This window comes from Comamonas sp. B21-038, from assembly GCF_022387135.1.
In the GTDB taxonomy this organism is placed as follows: domain Bacteria; phylum Pseudomonadota; class Gammaproteobacteria; order Burkholderiales; family Burkholderiaceae_C; genus Comamonas; species Comamonas sediminis.
Genome location: NZ_CP092462.1, coordinates 1,355,778 through 1,371,518 on the forward strand (window position 1 = coordinate 1,355,778; position 15,741 = coordinate 1,371,518).

General features: G+C 64.4%; 13 protein-coding genes. 4 read left to right on the plus strand and 9 right to left on the minus strand.

Going from position 1 to position 15,741, the window contains the following annotated elements:
• Positions 1 to 130: 130 nt before the first annotated feature.
• Positions 131 to 943 carry a posphoenolpyruvate synthetase regulatory kinase/phosphorylase PpsR gene (gene ppsR / locus MJ205_RS06030; RefSeq protein WP_239811633.1) on the minus strand — a complete coding sequence of 271 codons (813 nt, stop codon included), beginning with the start codon at positions 941 to 943 and terminating at the stop codon, positions 131 to 133.
• A gap of 290 nt (positions 944 to 1,233) precedes the next feature.
• Between ppsR and ppsA the strand changes: the two genes are divergently transcribed.
• On the plus strand, positions 1,234 to 3,627 hold the full coding sequence (gene ppsA, locus MJ205_RS06035) for a phosphoenolpyruvate synthase (RefSeq protein WP_239811634.1): 2,394 nt from the start codon (positions 1,234 to 1,236) through the stop codon (positions 3,625 to 3,627).
• Between the two features lie 136 nt (positions 3,628 to 3,763).
• On the opposite strand, the gene wrbA is transcribed toward ppsA, so the two are convergent.
• Together wrbA and MJ205_RS06045 are read right to left on the minus strand one after the other, a co-directional pair.
• On the minus strand, positions 3,764 to 4,363 hold the full coding sequence (gene wrbA / locus MJ205_RS06040) for an NAD(P)H:quinone oxidoreductase (protein WP_116924166.1): 600 nt from the start codon (positions 4,361 to 4,363) through the stop codon (positions 3,764 to 3,766).
• 209 nt (positions 4,364 to 4,572) lie between these two features.
• Positions 4,573 to 5,463 carry a LysR family transcriptional regulator gene (locus MJ205_RS06045; RefSeq protein WP_239811635.1) on the minus strand — a complete coding sequence of 297 codons (891 nt, stop codon included), beginning with the start codon at positions 5,461 to 5,463 and terminating at the stop codon, positions 4,573 to 4,575.
• Positions 5,464 to 5,626: 163 nt separating this feature from the next.
• Between MJ205_RS06045 and MJ205_RS06050 the strand changes: the two genes are divergently transcribed.
• On the plus strand, positions 5,627 to 7,105 hold the full coding sequence (locus tag MJ205_RS06050) for an MFS transporter (RefSeq protein ID WP_239811636.1): 1,479 nt from the start codon (positions 5,627 to 5,629) through the stop codon (positions 7,103 to 7,105).
• A 15-nt stretch (positions 7,106 to 7,120) separates the two neighbouring features.
• On the opposite strand, the gene MJ205_RS06055 is transcribed toward MJ205_RS06050, so the two are convergent.
• Complete coding sequence (locus MJ205_RS06055) at positions 7,121 to 7,759, minus strand: helix-turn-helix transcriptional regulator (RefSeq protein WP_239811637.1); 639 nt, start codon at positions 7,757 to 7,759, stop codon at positions 7,121 to 7,123.
• An 88-nt stretch (positions 7,760 to 7,847) separates the two neighbouring features.
• Here MJ205_RS06055 and MJ205_RS06060 point away from each other — a divergent pair, with 88 nt between their 5' ends.
• Positions 7,848 to 9,290 carry an MFS transporter gene (locus MJ205_RS06060; protein ID WP_239811638.1) on the plus strand — a complete coding sequence of 481 codons (1,443 nt, stop codon included), beginning with the start codon at positions 7,848 to 7,850 and terminating at the stop codon, positions 9,288 to 9,290.
• Between the two features lie 74 nt (positions 9,291 to 9,364).
• On the opposite strand, the gene MJ205_RS06065 is transcribed toward MJ205_RS06060, so the two are convergent.
• From MJ205_RS06065 to MJ205_RS06085, 5 genes are all read right to left on the minus strand, one after another.
• Complete coding sequence (locus MJ205_RS06065) at positions 9,365 to 10,159, minus strand: ABC transporter ATP-binding protein (RefSeq protein WP_239811639.1); 795 nt, start codon at positions 10,157 to 10,159, stop codon at positions 9,365 to 9,367.
• 13 nt (positions 10,160 to 10,172) lie between these two features.
• Positions 10,173 to 11,057 (minus strand): ABC transporter permease, encoded by an 885-nt coding sequence (locus tag MJ205_RS06070; RefSeq protein ID WP_239811640.1) that lies wholly within the window; start codon positions 11,055 to 11,057, stop codon positions 10,173 to 10,175.
• A gap of 116 nt (positions 11,058 to 11,173) precedes the next feature.
• The gene (locus MJ205_RS06075) at positions 11,174 to 12,142 is read right to left on the minus strand and encodes an ABC transporter substrate-binding protein (RefSeq protein WP_239811641.1); all 969 of its coding nucleotides are present in this window, start codon (positions 12,140 to 12,142) and stop codon (positions 11,174 to 11,176) included.
• 342 nt (positions 12,143 to 12,484) lie between these two features.
• Entirely contained in the window at positions 12,485 to 12,982 is a 498-nt protein-coding gene (locus tag MJ205_RS06080) for a lipocalin family protein (RefSeq protein WP_239811642.1), read from the minus strand.
• 354 nt (positions 12,983 to 13,336) lie between these two features.
• A complete protein-coding gene (locus MJ205_RS06085; RefSeq protein WP_239811643.1) occupies positions 13,337 to 15,043 on the minus strand; it encodes an electron transfer flavoprotein-ubiquinone oxidoreductase in 1,707 nt (568 codons plus the stop codon).
• Positions 15,044 to 15,355: 312 nt separating this feature from the next.
• On the opposite strand from MJ205_RS06085, the gene MJ205_RS06090 reads away from it, so the two are divergent.
• Positions 15,356 to 15,709 carry an acyl-CoA thioesterase gene (locus tag MJ205_RS06090; RefSeq protein ID WP_342395178.1) on the plus strand — a complete coding sequence of 118 codons (354 nt, stop codon included), beginning with the start codon at positions 15,356 to 15,358 and terminating at the stop codon, positions 15,707 to 15,709.
• Positions 15,710 to 15,741 lie beyond the last annotated feature (32 nt).

The following is a 15,741-nucleotide window of genomic DNA, read 5'->3' on the forward strand; positions in this document are numbered from 1 at the left end:
GCCCATCCACACGGGGCCGCTATCATTTGGTTATAGCAGGCCGGCATGCGGCTTGCTGTAAAGCTGTGCGAAGCAACGGTAACGCTGCGCATCCATATTGCGCAGCGTGCAGGTCACGGCAGCCTGGCGCTCACTCGTCCTGCTTGAGGTCCTGCAGCACCACGGCCGCAATCTCTTCGATGGACTTGTGCGTGGTCGACAGCCACTGGATGCCGGCGCGGCGCATCATCGATTCGGCCTCGGCCACCTCCATGCGGCAATTCTGCAGGCTCGCATAGCGCGAGTCCGGGCGGCGCTCGTTGCGGATCTGGGACAGGCGCTCGGGCGCAATGGTCAGGCCAAAGATCTTCTTTTTATAAGGCAGCAGCGCCGGGGGCAATTGCTGGCGCTCGAAATCCTCGGGGATCAGCGGGTAATTGGCCACCTTCAGGCCGAACTGCATCGCCAGGTACAGGCTGGTTGGCGTCTTGCCGCTGCGGCTGACCCCCACCAGAATCACGTCGGCGCCGGCCAGGTCATGGTGGGTCTGGCCATCATCGTGCGCCAGGCTGAAGTTGATCGCCTCCATGCGGTCAAAGTATTCCTTGCTCTCGCTGATATCGGTGAAGCGGCCGATGCGGTGGTGCGACTTGGCGCCCAGCTCGTCTTCCAGCGGCTGCACAAACGTGGCAAACATGTCCATCACCAGGCCCTTGCAGTGCGCATGCACTACCTTGACCGTCTCGGGCTCGACCAGGGTCGTGAAGACAATGGGCTTTTTGCCTTCCTTTTCGGCTGTGTGGTTGATCTGGTGCACGGCCTGGTGAGCCTTGTCGACCGTGTCCACAAACGGCAGGCGCACCGCACGGGTGGTGATGTCGAACTGCTTCATGATGGCGCGGCCGAAGGTCTCGGCTGTCACGCCGGTGCCATCAGAGATAAAGAAAATGGTGCGTTGGTGCATGGGGGTACATCGGCGGTAACGGGCGAATTCTGTCGCAGGCGGTGCACCGCTGCGTGCGGGCTTTGTCATTGTTGACCACGGTGTTCAGCAAGTCGCAAGCAAAACGGCGGCAGCACGCCTACAATGACGCCCATTATTCACATTTCCCGCATGTACTCCGGCCTACCAGTACAAATACAAAGCCAGATGTCCGAGCCCGCAGCGGCCGGACAGGAGTCTATGCCTGCGTGCCATTGCCCCCACTGCGGCCATGGGCGCCCGAGCCAGTTTTTAACTTCCGGAGCTTCACCATGTCCAACCTCTACAGCGCGACCGCCCTGGTCGTACCGTTTGAGAACCTGAGAATGACCGATGTCGAGGTCGTAGGCGGCAAGAACGCCTCGCTCGGCGAAATGATCTCGCAGCTGCCGCAAGGCGTGCGCGTGCCGACCGGCTTTGCCACGACGGCCCACGCATTCCGTGAGTTCCTGGCGCACGAAGGCCTGGCTGGCAAGATCAGCGCCAAGCTCGCGGCGCTGGATGTGGACGATGTGCGCGCGCTGGCCCAGGTCGGCGCCGAGATCCGTGCGATGGTCGAGGCCCAGCCTTTTCCACTTGATCTGCAAAAAGCGATTGCCGAGGCCTTTGTGACCTTGCAAGCGGGCAACACCGAGGCCTCGTTTGCGGTGCGCTCGTCGGCCACCGCAGAAGACCTGCCGGACGCCTCGTTCGCCGGCCAGCAAGAAACCTTCCTGAACGTGGTGGGCATCGACGATGTGCTGCACAAGATGAAGGAAGTGTTCGCCTCGCTCTACAACGATCGCGCCATCTCCTACCGCGTGCACAAGGGCTTTGCCCACGACGTGGTGGCCCTGTCCGCCGGTGTGCAGCGCATGGTGCGCTCGGACAAGGGCGCCGCAGGCGTGATGTTCACGATCGACACCGAGTCGGGCTTTGACCAGGTGGTCTTCATCACCTCCAGCTACGGCCTGGGCGAGACCGTGGTGCAGGGCGCCGTGAACCCGGACGAGTTCTATGTGCACAAGCCCATGCTCGAAGCGGGCAAGCAGGCACTGATCCGCCGCAATCTGGGCTCCAAGCTGGTGCAGATGGTGTTTGCAACGCCCGAAGAAAAAGCCGCATCGGGCAAGCTGGTGGCCACCACCGATGTGAGCCCCGAGCTGCGCAACCGCTATTCGCTGACCGACGCCGAAGTGCAGGAGCTGGCGCAGTACGCGCTGGTGATCGAGAAGCACTATGGCCGCCCGATGGATATCGAATGGGGCAAGGACGGCACCGACGGCAAGCTCTACATCCTGCAGGCACGCCCTGAGACGGTGAAGAGCCAGTCCAAGGGCCAGGCCGAGCAGCGCTACAAGCTCAAGGGCAGCGGCACCGTGCTGGCCGAAGGCCGCGCGATCGGCCAGAAGATCGGCACCGGCCGTGTGCGCCTGGTGTCCGACATCTCGCAGATGGACCAGGTCGAAGCCGGCGATGTGCTGGTGACCGACATGACCGACCCGAACTGGGAGCCGGTGATGAAGAAGGCAGCTGCCATCGTCACCAACCGGGGTGGCCGTACCTGCCACGCCGCCATCATTGCGCGTGAGCTGGGCATCCCTGCGGTCGTGGGCTGCGGCAATGCTACCGACTTGCTGAAGGACGGCACCCTGGTGACGGTCAGCTGCGCCGAAGGCGATACCGGCCGCATCTATGACGGCCTGCTCGAAACCGAAGTGACCGAGGTCAAGCGTGGCGAGATGCCGCCGATCAAGACCAAGATCATGATGAACGTGGGCAACCCCCAACTGGCGTTTGACTTTGCCCAGCTGCCCAATGAGGGCGTGGGTCTGGCGCGTCTGGAATTCATCATCAACAACAACATCGGCGTGCACCCCAAGGCCATCCTGGACTACCCCGCTGTCGATGCCGACCTGAAGAAGGCCGTCGAATCGGTGGCCCGTGGCCATGCCTCGCCACGCGCTTTCTACGTGGACAAGATCACCGAAGGTGTGGCAACGATCGCTGCGGCGTTCTACCCCAAGCCGGTTATCGTGCGCATGTCGGACTTCAAGTCCAACGAATACCGCAAGCTGATCGGCGGCAGCCGCTACGAGCCCGATGAAGAAAACCCGATGCTGGGCTTCCGTGGTGCAGCGCGCTACATCTCCAAGGATTTCGGCGAAGCCTTCAAGATGGAGTGCGAGGCGCTCAAGCGCGTGCGCAACGACATGGGCCTGACCAATGTCAAGATCATGATCCCCTTCGTGCGCACCCTGGACCAGGCCAAGCGCGTGACCGAGCTGCTGGCGGCCAATGGCTTGAAGCGCGGCGAGAACGGTCTGGAAGTCATCATGATGTGCGAAGTGCCGTCGAACGCCATCCTGGCCGATGAGTTCCTGGAGTACTTCGACGGCTTCTCGATCGGCTCGAACGACCTGACCCAGCTGACCCTGGGCCTGGACCGTGACTCTGGTCTGGAGCTGCTGGCTGCCGACTTTGACGAGCGCGACCCTGCCGTCAAGAAGATGCTCGAGCGCGCCATCACGGCCTGCCTGGCACAGAACAAGTACGTCGGTATCTGCGGCCAGGGCCCTTCGGACCATCCGGACTTTGCGCAGTGGCTGGCGGACAAGGGCATTGCCTCGATCTCGCTGAATCCTGACAGTGTCATCGACACCTGGCAGCGCCTGGCCGCCAAGTAAGCGCCACTGCCCTGCCACCGCGACGGTGGCAGGTACCGGACAAGGCGCCAAAACCAAAAAGCCAGTCAGACACTCTGACTGGCTTTTTTGCGTCTTAAGGCTGCTGCAGCCGGCCAGGCCGGCTCGAGGCGCAGACTCAGGCGCTCAGCTTGGCGGCCAGGGCCGCAACCTTGGCGCCCTGGGCAAAGGCCAGTTCCAGCTCGGGGGCGGAAGGCTGGCGCGAGCCATCGGCGCCGGCCAGGGTGGCAGCGCCGTAGGGCGAGCCGCCCTTGGCCTGCGACAGGTCGAACTGCGAAGGCAGACCAAAGCCAGCGGGCACGATCACCATGCCGTGGTGGGCCAGGGTGTTCCAGAACGAGGTCACGGTGGTTTCCTGGCCGCCCAAGGTGCCGGTCGACGTGAACACGCTGCCCACCTTGCCCGACAGTGCACCCTTGGCCCAGAGGCCGCCGGTCTGGTCGAGGAAGCTGCGCATCTGGCCGCTCATATTGCCAAAACGGGTGGGGGTGCCAAAGATGATGGCGTCGTACTCTGCCAGCTCGGCAGGCGTGGCGACGGCGGCTGCCTGGTCCACCTTGCCGCCAGCGGCCTGGAAGGCCTCTTGCGGCATGGTCTCGGGTACGCGCTTGATGACCACCTCGGTGCCGGCGACACTGCGTGCGCCTTCGGCGATCTTGCCGGCCATGGTCTCGATGTGACCGTACATGGAATGGTAGAGAACCAGAACTTTAGCCATGGTGAATATTTCCTTTGTCGATGAAGAGGGACCGCTACAGCGGTGGGAGCGTCTCCAGAACCGGTATGCGATCCGTTCTTGGCGCCTGGATCTACTGTAGGGCGTCTGCGCCTGTTTGGGGTGCCCCGGGTTTGAACGCAGCGTTGCATGGATTTGAACAATCGCCGCCAGCCAGCATGGCGCGCCAGAGCCTTCCTGGGCTGGCGCGATCACCAGGCGCTGCGCGCCAAGAGCAGCTGGCACAGCGCCTGCACCTTGGGTGAGGCATGGCGCGTGCGCGGGTAGACCAGGGAGAGCGCACGGCTGCGGCCTTCCAGCGCGGGCAGCAGCCGCTCCAGCCGGCCGTCGGCCAGCGCATCGCGCACCGCAAACCCCATCACCTGGGCCACGCCCAGGCCGGCGATCGCGCCTTCGATCAACGGGTCACCACTGTCGAACCGGATTGCGTGGGGCGCGGGCCAGTCGATGGTGCTGCCGTCGGGGTGGCGAAACTGCCAGGGCACGGCAAATCCCCGGTAGTGGTTGTAGACCGACAGGCAGCGGTGCGTGGCCAGCTCTTGCAGGTTTTGCGGCCGGCCGTGGCGGGCCGTATAGGCGGGCGAGGCGACCGTCACCCAGTGCAGCGGCGGCAGCGGCCGGCCGATCATGCGGCTGTCGAGCAAGGGGCCGATGCGCACTGCAGCGTCAAAACCCTCGTCCACCATGTCCACCAGCCGGTCGGTGAAGCTGGCCTCGATCTGCAGGCCCGGGTGCTGCTGCAGCAGCTGGCCCAGCAAGGGCGTCAGCACCACCCGGCCCAGCACTGATGGCGCCGTCATGCGCAGCACGCCGGTAGGCTCGCAGCGCCGGTCCAGCAGCTGCTGCCTGGCATCGTCCAGCCCGGCAATCAAGTCGGCACTGCGGTCCACCAGCAGGCAGCCATCGGGGGTCAGCGACACATTGCGGGTATTGCGGTGGAGCAGGCGGGTGCCCAGGTCAGCCTCCAACTGCGCAATGGCGCGGGAGATGCGCGACTGCGTCGTGCCCAGGCTGTGGGCAGCCTGGGTAAAGCTCTTGTGTTCGGCCACCTTGATCAGCATGTTGACCGCGTTCAAATCCATCGGCTGCTCCTGCCCCACTATTGATTCATTTTTGCATAAGTAAAAGATATTTTTTCTGTTTATCTTCGTTATTGGTTTGAATACTATGTCGCCATGACCGGTCATCACCCGCCTGCAGGCGCTGCCCCAGCACTTGCAGGTTCGTATGTTTTGGAGTGATGAAGTGACCCTTGAGAAACCTGTGCACCCCGCTGGGGTGCTGCGCCATCCGCGCGCCGCGCTGGCGCTGCTGTCGTTGGCGCAACTGCTGATTGCGCTTGATGCCACGATTGTCTTTGTCGCGCTGGATGCCATGGGCCAGCAGCTGCAGCTCGATGCCCGCCACCTGCAATGGGTCATCAGCGGCTACAGCGTGGCCTTTGGCGGCTGCCTGCTGCTGGGCGGGCGCTGCGCTGATCTGCTGGGCCAGCGCCGCATGTATGTGGCGGCGATGGCGCTGTTTGGCCTGGCCTCCTTGGCTGGCGGCTTTGCGCATCTGCCCTGGCAGTTGGTGGCGGCGCGCGCCGGGCAGGGCGTGGGAGCGGCGCTGCTGTTCCCGGCCACCTTGTCGATGATCAATACCTTGTACGCCGCCGGCGCCGAGCGCAACCGCGCGCTGGCCGTCTGGAGCATGGCCAGCGCCGGCGGGCTGGCGGCTGGCGCCTTGCTGGGTGGCCTGCTGACCCAGACCCTGGGCTGGAACTGGGTGCTCTGGGTGCTGGTGCCGATTGCCTGGCCCTGCGCGCTGGCCGCAGGCCGCTACCTGCCGGCGATGCCTGCCGTGCCCGCTGCGCAGCGCCGTTTTGACCTGCTGGGCTGCATCAGCGTGACCGTGGGTGCGAGTGCCTTGGTGGCCGTGCTGGTGCAGGGCCCGCAATGGGGGTGGGGCGATCTGCGCACTGCCAGCCTGTTGCTGCTGGCGCTGGCGGCGCTGGGCCTGTTCTGGCGCACCGAGGCGCGGGTGGCAGCGCCCTTGATGCCGCTGGCCATGCTGCGGGTGGGCAGCTTGCAGACCAGCATGCTGCTGGCCATGCTGTTCATGAGCAGCTACGGCGTGCAGTACTACTTTCTGGGCCTGTATTTTCAGCAGGTGCTGGGCTGGAGCCCGCTGCAGGCCGGCATGGCCTTTGTGCTGCCGACGGCCGTCTGCACCTGGGGCATCCGGCTGGCCGAGCGCGGCCTGGCGCAGCACGGTGTGCGTACGGTGCTGCTGCGGGGCTGGGCCGCCGGTGTGCTGGGCATGGTCTGGATAGCTGCGGTGCTGCCGCTGGCCGGCAACTATGCCTGGCTGGTACCCGGCTTTGTGGTGATGAGCCTGGGCCAGGGCGCGAGCTGGACCGGCATGTGGGTCCTCGTGGGCCAGGGCATTGCGCCGGCGCGCCAAGGTGTGGCATCAGGGGTGGCGGCTACCGCGCAGCAGGTGGGTGCCGCGCTGGGCCTGGCCTTGCTGGTGATGCTGGCGGCCGCGCCGCTGGCCGGCCTGGAGGGAGCCAGCGCCGAGACCCTGCGCCAGGCCAATGCCCGCGGCCTGCAGCATGCGCAATGGGGCGCGGCGGGCCTGGCCTTGCTGGCCTGGCTGGTCTGCCTGCGCATGGCCAGGCCGCAGGCCCTGTCGCGTACGGATACCCCGCCGGTGGGCGAAGGCCGTGGCGTCTCCGTCTGAGCGGGCCCTGAGCTGCTATAGCGGCTGTACCAGGTAGACGCAGCGCTGGCCGCCGTCAAGCAGGTACTCGCTGCGCTCCAACGTGGCCAGATCCCGGACCACCTCCTGGAATAGTGCTTGCTCGGAACGGCAAAAGCCCCGGCAGCTTTGCGCAGCCGCGCAGATCGGGCAGTGGTGCTCCACCAGCAGCCAGCCTTGCGGGTGGGGCTCGACATGGGCCATATAGCCCTCCTGGGTGCGGACCTGGGCCAGCTGGGCCAGGCGCTCAGGCAGGCCGGGGGCGGTGCAGGCCTGGCGGTAGCGGCTGCGTGATTGTGCTTCGCGCTCGCTGATCAAACCCTCCATGCCTTGCTGGCCAAACAGCTTTTCGATCGCGCCAATCAGCTGCACCGTGAGCTGGGCATGGGCATCGGGAAAGTAACGCTGGCCCGCTGGGGTCAAGGTCCACAACTGGCGCGGCCGGCCCGCGCCCGCCGGCTTTTGCAGATCGGCCTGCACGAGGCCCTGGTCGGCCAGCTTGTTGATCTGCTGGCGGGCGGCCTCGGCCGTCATCTGCAGCGCGCGCGCCAGATCGGCGGTGCTGGCGGGTGCCTGGCGCTTGAGTGCCTCCAGCATGCGCATGGTGGCCGAGGGATCGAGGGAGGGCGATGGCATTTATTTATACAAGCAATAGCTTGTTTTATTCCTTGGGTGGGGGAATTATCAAAGACAATGCTTGCATTATTTCACAACAAGGAATGGCATGGCATCGTCCTCTTCATCCCCCGCGACTACGGCCGCAGTGCCTCTGGCAGAGCCCCCTGCAGGCTGGGTCCAGCTGCTGGGCCGGCCCCATGGCCTCAAGGCGCTGGCACTGACGGGCGCAGTCGCCATGCATGCGATCAATGTGCACATCGTCACCACGATCCTGCCTTCGGTGGTGCAGGAGATCGGGGGCCTGGCCTGGTATGCCTGGAGCACCACCTTGTTCGTCGTGGCCTCCATCATCGGTGCTGCACTGGCGGTGCGCATGCTGGCCGGTTGGGGCGCGCGGGGTGCCATGCTCGCAGGCCTGCTGGTGTTCAGCCTGGGCAGCCTGCTGTGCGCGATGGCGCCGTCCATGCCGATGCTGCTGCTGGGCCGGGCAGTTCAGGGCCTGGGGGGCGGGGCAGTGGGTGCGCTGAGCTACACGTTGATCCGGCTGGTGTTTCCGCCCGCGCTGTGGCCGCGTGCGATTGGGCTGATCTCGGCGATGTGGGGCGTGGCTACGCTGAGCGGCCCGGCGGTAGGCGGCCTGTTCGCCCAGGCCGGCCATTGGCGGCTGGCCTTTGGGGCGCTGCTGCCCTTGCTGATGCTGCAAATGCTGCTGGTGCACCGCCAGCTGGCGCCGCAGCGTCTGCTGCGCAGCACGCCGGCGCAGGACAGCGGCATTGCCGGCCCGCAGATCGCGATGCTGGCGCTGTCGGTGCTGTTGGTGGCAGCCGCCAGCGTGGTGACGGAGCCGCTTTGGCAATGGGGGCTGGGCGCGGCAGGTTTGCTGGCCGGTGCGGCGGCGGTTCGCCATGAACGCCGCGCCAGCCGCCGCTTGCTGCCCCAGGGCGGCACGGCCTTGGGCCAGCCACTGGGGATGCTGTATGCCGCTGTGGCCTTGCTGCTGATGGGGACGATGACGGAGGTGTTTGTGCCCTATCTGCTGCAACACCTGCATGGCCTGCAGCCTTTGACGGCGGGCTATGTGACGGCCTTGCTCGCGGGTGGCTGGTCGGTGGCCTCGGTACTGTTCTCTGGCAAAAGCGGCCGGGCGGGCCGGGCGCTGATGCTGATCGGCCCGCTGCTGTGCACCTTGGGCTTGCTGGCGTTGGCGCTGGCGATGCCCTGGCAGGGGAGGGCCGCCCTGGTGGTCTGTGGCCTGGCGCTGGCGCTGCTGGGCCTGGGCGCGGGCATGGCCTGGCCCCATGTGCTCAACGCGATCATGCACAGCGCCAGTGCGCAGGAGGCCGACAGTGCTGCCTCGGGCATCACGACTGTGCAGCTCTACGGCATGGCCGTCGGTGCCGCGCTGGTCGGCCTGGTAGCCAATGCACTGGGGCTGACCGCGCTGGCCGACCCAGCAACGCTGGGCCGCTCGGCGCTCTGGCTGTTTGCGGTGTTTGCGCTGTTCCCCGCACTGGCGGCCTGGTCGCTGCGGCGCTTTTTGCGCGGCTGATAGCAGCAGGCCTAAAAAAACAGCGGATGCCACCTCGGTGGCTCCGCTGTCTTTGGGGTTGAGACCGGTGCGGCTCAGCTCAGCAGCAGCGCATCGTCGGCGAGCTTTTCACCACGCACCTTCTCGAACATCTGCAGCAGATCGGGCACGTCCATCCGGGCGCGCTCCTCCCCGCTGACGTCGAGCACCACCTGGCCCTGGTGCAGCATCACCGTACGGTCGCCCACATCCAGCGCCTGGCGCATGCTGTGGGTGACCATCATCGTCGTGAGCTTGCCTTCGTCAACGATGCGGGCGGTGAGCTTGAGCACGAAATCGGCGGTGCGGGGATCGAGCGCGGCGGTATGCTCATCGAGCAGCAGGATGCGCGAAGGCTGCAGCGCTGCCATCAGCAGGCTGACGGCCTGGCGCTGCCCGCCCGACAGCAGGCCGATACGGTCGCTGAGGCGGTTTTCCAGGCCCAGGCCCAGGGTGGCGAGTTTCTCGCGGTACAGCGCGCGGTTGGCGTTTTTGACAGCCTTGGACAGGCCGCGAAAATTGCCGCGCTCATGCGCCAGGGCCATGTTCTCCTCGATGGACAGGTCTTCGCAGGTGCCAGCCATCGGGTCCTGGAACACGCGGGCCACCTTGTGCGCACGGTCCCACACAGGCTTGCGGGTCATGTCTTCCCCATCGATAACGATGCTGCCCGAGTCGACCATCAGGTCGCCGGAGATCGCGTTCAAAAAGGTTGATTTGCCCGCGCCGTTGGAGCCGATCACGGTGACGAACTGGCCAGCGGGAATATCCAGCGCCATGCCGCGCAGCGCGCGGGTTTCGATCGGGGTGCCGGGGTTGAAGGTGATCTTGAGGTCTTTTGCGCTCAGCATGTCTCTCTCCTTGTCAGTGCTTTTTCGCAAAACGACGTTTGAGCTGGGGGATGACCAGCGCGATCGTGACCAGCAACGCGGTGACCAGGTTCAGATCCTGGGCTTTGAGGCCGATGAAATCCACATTCAGCGCCAGCGCAATGAAGAAGCGGTAGACGATGGCGCCGATGACCACGGCCAAGGTCGCCAGAATCAGCCTGCGCGACGGCAGGATGGACTCACCAACAATCACCGCAGCCAGGCCGATCACGATGGTGCCGATGCCCATCGAGCTGTCGGCGCCGCCCTGGGTTTGTGCAAACAGCGCACCGGCCAGACCCACCAGCGCGTTCGATACGGCCATGCCCAGCAGGATCATGCCGCCGGTGTTGACGCCCTGGGCGCGGGCCATGCGGGCGTTGGTGCCGGTGGCACGGATGGCCAGGCCACGCTCGGTCAGGAAGAACCAGTCCATCGCCAGCTTGGCGAGCACCACGATGGCGCACATCAGCAACGGACGGAACACATAGTCTTCCATGCCTGCGGGCTGCAACTGGTTGAAAAGCGTGGGGTCGTTGATCAGCGGAATGTTGGGGCCACCCATGATGCGCAGATTGATCGAGTACAGCGCGATCATCATCAGGATCGAGGCAAGCAGGTCCATGATCTTGAGCTTGACATTGAGCCAGCCGGTGATCAGGCCAGCAACGGCACCTGCGAGCGTGGCGCCAATGGTGGCGACAAAGGGGCTGTAGCCATGGGTGATCAGCACCGCGCAGACGGCAGCGCCCAACGGAAAGCTGCCGTCGACCGTGAGGTCAGGAAAGCGCAGCAAGCGAAAGGAGATGAACACACCGAGCGCTACCAGCGCAAAGATCAGGCCGATCTCGATGGCTCCCAAAAAGGAAAATAAGGTCATGGAGTTTTCTTGTCAGAGGTAGTCCGGATAACAAACAAGCCCCGCTTCTGGCGGGGCTGCGTCTTGTCACCCCCTGCGCTGCGCGGGTTGCACAGCAGCAGGCGAGGCGGCATCCATCACTGAATGACTTTGGCAGCCGACTTGACCAGCTCGTCGGACAGCTTGATGCCTTGCTTCTCGGCGGCACCGGGGTTCACGTACAGCTCCATCTTGGTCGAAACTTCGGTCTTGATGTCGCCTGGCTTTTCACCCTTGAGGATGCGTGCCACCATGCGGCCGGTCTGCTCGCCCAGGTCGCGGTAGTTGATGCCCAGCGCAGCCACGGCACCACGGGCCACCGAGTCGGTGTCCGATGCGACCAGCGGCAGCTTGGAGTCCTGGCCGACCTTGACGAGCGCTTCATAGGACGACACGACGTTGTTGTCGGTGTTGGTGTAGATCACATCGGCCTTGCCCACCAGCGAGCGCGCTGCGCTGGAGACGTCCACCGAGCGAGGCGCCGCGGCTTCCACCAGGGTCATGCCCAGCTTGGGCAGCAGTTCCTTGAGTTCCTTGACGACCACGGCGGAGTTGGCCTCGCCGGGGTTGTAGACCATGCCCACGCGCTTGGCGTTGGGCACGACTTTCTTCAGCAGTTCCATCTGCTTGTCCAGCGCCAGCAGGTCGGACACGCCGGTCACATTGTTCTTGGATGGCTCCCAGCTGGGTACCAGCTTGGCGGCCACCGGATCGGTCACGGCAGAGAAGACCACCGGCACGGTCTTGGTGGCGGCGACCACGGCCTGCGCCGATGGCGTAGCAATGGCGACGATGGCATCGGGCTTGTCACCGACAAACTTGCGGGCGATCTGCGCGGCGGTGCCAGGGTTGCCCTGGGCACTCTGGTACTGCCACTTCAGGTTCTTGCCGTCTTCAAAGCCTTCGGCCTTCAGTGCCGCCTTGACGCCGTCGCGCACTGCATCCAGCGCAGGGTGTTCCACGATGGCCGTCACTGCCACAGACTTCTGGTCTGCAGCCTGCGCGGGCGCAATCGCCGCGATTGCCAGTGCCACAGCGCCCAGAGGGGCCCAAGCCAATTTCTTCATGCGTATATCTCCGCCAGGTTTGTTGAATAGCGTCAGCAGAACTGCTGCGTTGTATGCCCTGTAACAACAGGTGGCAAACAGGTAGCAGCAGTCTACACCCCACTACCCACGGGATGACACATTTGTGATCTATGGGATTGCCCTAGTTGCCCTGCCAGGGCGAAACCTGTGTTGGGTTGCGCAAGTGGGTGCACTCTCACAATAATATTTCTTTTAATAGTATTTTTGGTCAAAAAAGCTGTGCGCAGTCGATAATTTTGCAGCGCTGTGACAATAAAACTGTGCGCGCTGCCCGCTCCCGATGCCCTGCATGGGAAGTCCGATCGCGCCTACCCCGGGTATCTACCGAGGTGGCGGATCCTGGTCCGGTGCGGCCCAATGCAGCGGTGCCTTCAGGCGGCTGGTGCTGCTGGCCAACTGCTCCAGCGATGCGCGCAACTCCGGCTCCAGATCGCTGCGGCGGCTCAGGATGAAAAGCGATTTCGGCCCGGGCCCGGCCACCATGGCCCATTGGTAGTAGGGGTCGAGTGCCACGACGTAGTAGCTGACCCCGAAAGGCCCGAAGCGGCTGATGCTGAAATGCACGGGCATCGTGAGCTGGTAATGGCTCGCCAATGCCGCGCCTTTCGCGTCCACCGGGGCCATGTAGTCCTGCCGCCGGTCCCAGCGGTTGGAGAGCGGGTCGTAGGACGTGGCAATCACGCGCACGCCGCCATCGTAGCGTTGCAGGAACTCATAGCGCTCACGGGTGCGTAGCGCATCCTGCGGCTCATCGACCTTGGCGACCTTGTACCACAGGCCCATGAAGCGCTCGAGATCGAGAGAGGTGGCTGAGCTCAACGGCGCAGGGGCCGCAGCAGGAACTGCATCTGCTGGCTTGGCAGCCACGGGCGCGGCTGCGCGCTTGCCGCGTTTGGGCAGCGTGGCAGGGGTTGCCAAAGCCGCGCTTGCACCCAGCAGCATGCCCAGTAGCGCACACAGCCACTGGCGGTACAGGTGGGCACGGGCACTCCGGACCGGAGCACAGGCGTTGCCAGCCAGGGCTCGGGCGGAATGGCGTGGGAGGCAAAACCAGACAAACATGGGCCATTGTCTGCACGCCTGCAGGCGTGCGCTTGTCGGCCAAATTCGGCAATCCATGGCCGGGCAACCGGTGTTTGCCCTGGCATCGATTCCCGAACCGGCGCCGCTTGCTTACATGCCGGTGTAGTTCGGTCCGCCACCGCCTTCCGGCGTCACCCAGACAATGTTCTGGGTCGGATCCTTGATGTCACAGGTTTTGCAGTGCACGCAGTTTTGCGCATTGATCTGCAGGCGCTGGGCATCCCCGCCCTGGCTTTCGTCCGCCACGAACTCGTAGACTCCCGCGGGACAGTAGCGCTGCTCGGGGCCGGCGTACTTGGCCAGGTTGATCTGCACCGGCACGCTGGCATCTTTCAAGGTCAGGTGGGCAGGCTGGTCTTCGGCATGGTTGGTGCCGCTGATGAAGACGCTGGAGAGGCGGTCAAACGTCAGCTTGCCATCGGGCTTGGGGTACTGGATGGGTTTGCATTCCGACGCGGGCTTGAGGTAGGCGTGGTCCGGCTTGTCGCGGTGCAGGGTCCAGGGCATGTTGCCACGCAGCACGAACTGCTCCAGACCGTTCATGATCGAGGCGGTCACCAGGCCCTTCTTGAACCAGCTCTTGAAGTTGCGGCTCTTGTTGAGCTCTTCGTAGAGCCAGCTCTTCTCAAACGCGGCGGGGTAGGCGCTGAGCTCATCACCCTGGCGGCCAGCGGCAATCGCTTCAAAGGCGGCTTCTGCGGCCAGCATGCCGGTCTTGATGGCCGCGTGGCTGCCCTTGATGCGGCTGACGTTCAGGAAACCGGCATCGCAGCCCACCAGCGCGCCACCGGGGAACACGGTCTTGGGCAGGCTCATCAGGCCGCCGGCAGTGATCGCGCGGGCGCCATAACCGATGCGCTTGGCCGGCTTGATGCCCTTGGACTCGTCGCCTTCCAGGTAGTAGCGGATGTTGGGGTGGGTCTTCCAGCGCTGCATCTCCTCGAACGGAGACAGGTAGGGGTTGGAGTAATCCAGACCGGTGATGAAGCCCAGGGTGACCTTGTTGTCGTCCAGGTGGTAGAGGAAGGCGCCACCGTAGGTGTCGTTGTTCATCGGCCAGCCGGCGGTATGCATCACAAAGCCGGGTTGGTGGCGCTGCGGATCGATCTCCCACAGCTCCTTCACACCCAGGCCATAGGTCTGCGGATCCTTGCCTTCGTCGAGCTTGAACTTGGCGATCAGCTGCTTGCCCAGGTTGCCACGCGAGCCTTCGGCAAAGATCGTGTACTTGCCGTGCAGTTCCATGCCGAGCTGGAACTCGCCGGTGGGTTCGCCGTTCTTGCCAACGCCCATGTTGCCGGTGGCCACGCCCTTGACCGAGCCGTCTTCGTGGTAGACCACTTCCGCGGCGGCAAAGCCGGGGAAAATCTCGACGCCCAGGGCCTCGGCCTGCTCGGCCAGCCATTTGACGACAAAGCCCAGCTGCACGATGTAGTTGCCTTCGTTGTGGAAGCAGGGCGGCAGCAGCCAGTTGGGGGTGCGCAGACCGGATTTTTCGCTCAGGAAGACCATCGCGTCCTCGGTCACCGGCTGGGTCAAAGGTGCGCCCTTGGCTTTCCAGTCGGGGATCAGCTCGGTCAGCGCGCGGGGATCCATGATGGCGCCCGACAAGGTGTGCGCGCCCGGCTCGGAGCCTTTTTCCAGCACGACGACGGAGACATCGCTGCCTTTTTCCGCTGCCAGCTGCTTCAAACGGATGGCCGTGGCCAGCCCGCCTGGGCCGCCGCCAACGATGACAACGTCGTATTCCATTGACTCGCGGGGGCCATATTGGGCCAGTATTTCTTCGTTGGTCATCGGGGCTCCGTACAAATTCTTTTCAAGCGATGGGCAGGCATGTGGCAGATCTGTGTCTGGGTTGCATGCAGTGCCATGGATTTTAGGGCGATGTTGCAGTGCGGTAACCGCCTTGATCCTAGGGTTAGCCCTAGATTTGCGGGGTTCTTCGCTCTGATTTCTGAGACAGGGGCTTTGTGCCAGTGAAAGTCGGCGACAAGGCCTGGCCGCTGCCGCCCGCTGCTTGGCCGTAATATGCCAGTCTATGAAAATCTTGCTGCCTGACCACAAACGCTGGGTTCATGACTCGCCGATGGATGTTCGCTGGGGGATATGGACAGTCTGGGCCATGTCAATAACACGGTGTATTTTCGCTACATGGAAAGCGCGCGGGTGGAGTGGCTGCGCTCGACACGCGACACCCCCCATGGCGCGGGGCAGGGCCCGGTGGTGGTGAACTGCTTTTGCAACTACCTGCGGCAGATCGAGTACCCGGCCCGGCTGGTGGTGAAGATGTATGTCAGCGACGCGGCGCGCACCGCGTTCGAGACCTGGTACCAGATCGAAAAGCAGGACGCGCCCGGCGAGGTCTACGCCAGCGGCGGCGCCACCGTGCTGTGGGTGGATTTTGCGCGCCAGAAGGCGGTGGATCTGCCCGCCTGGATGCGTGGCATGGTGGAAGGCTGAGAACACCAGATTTTGCTGAGGTTGGCTGATTT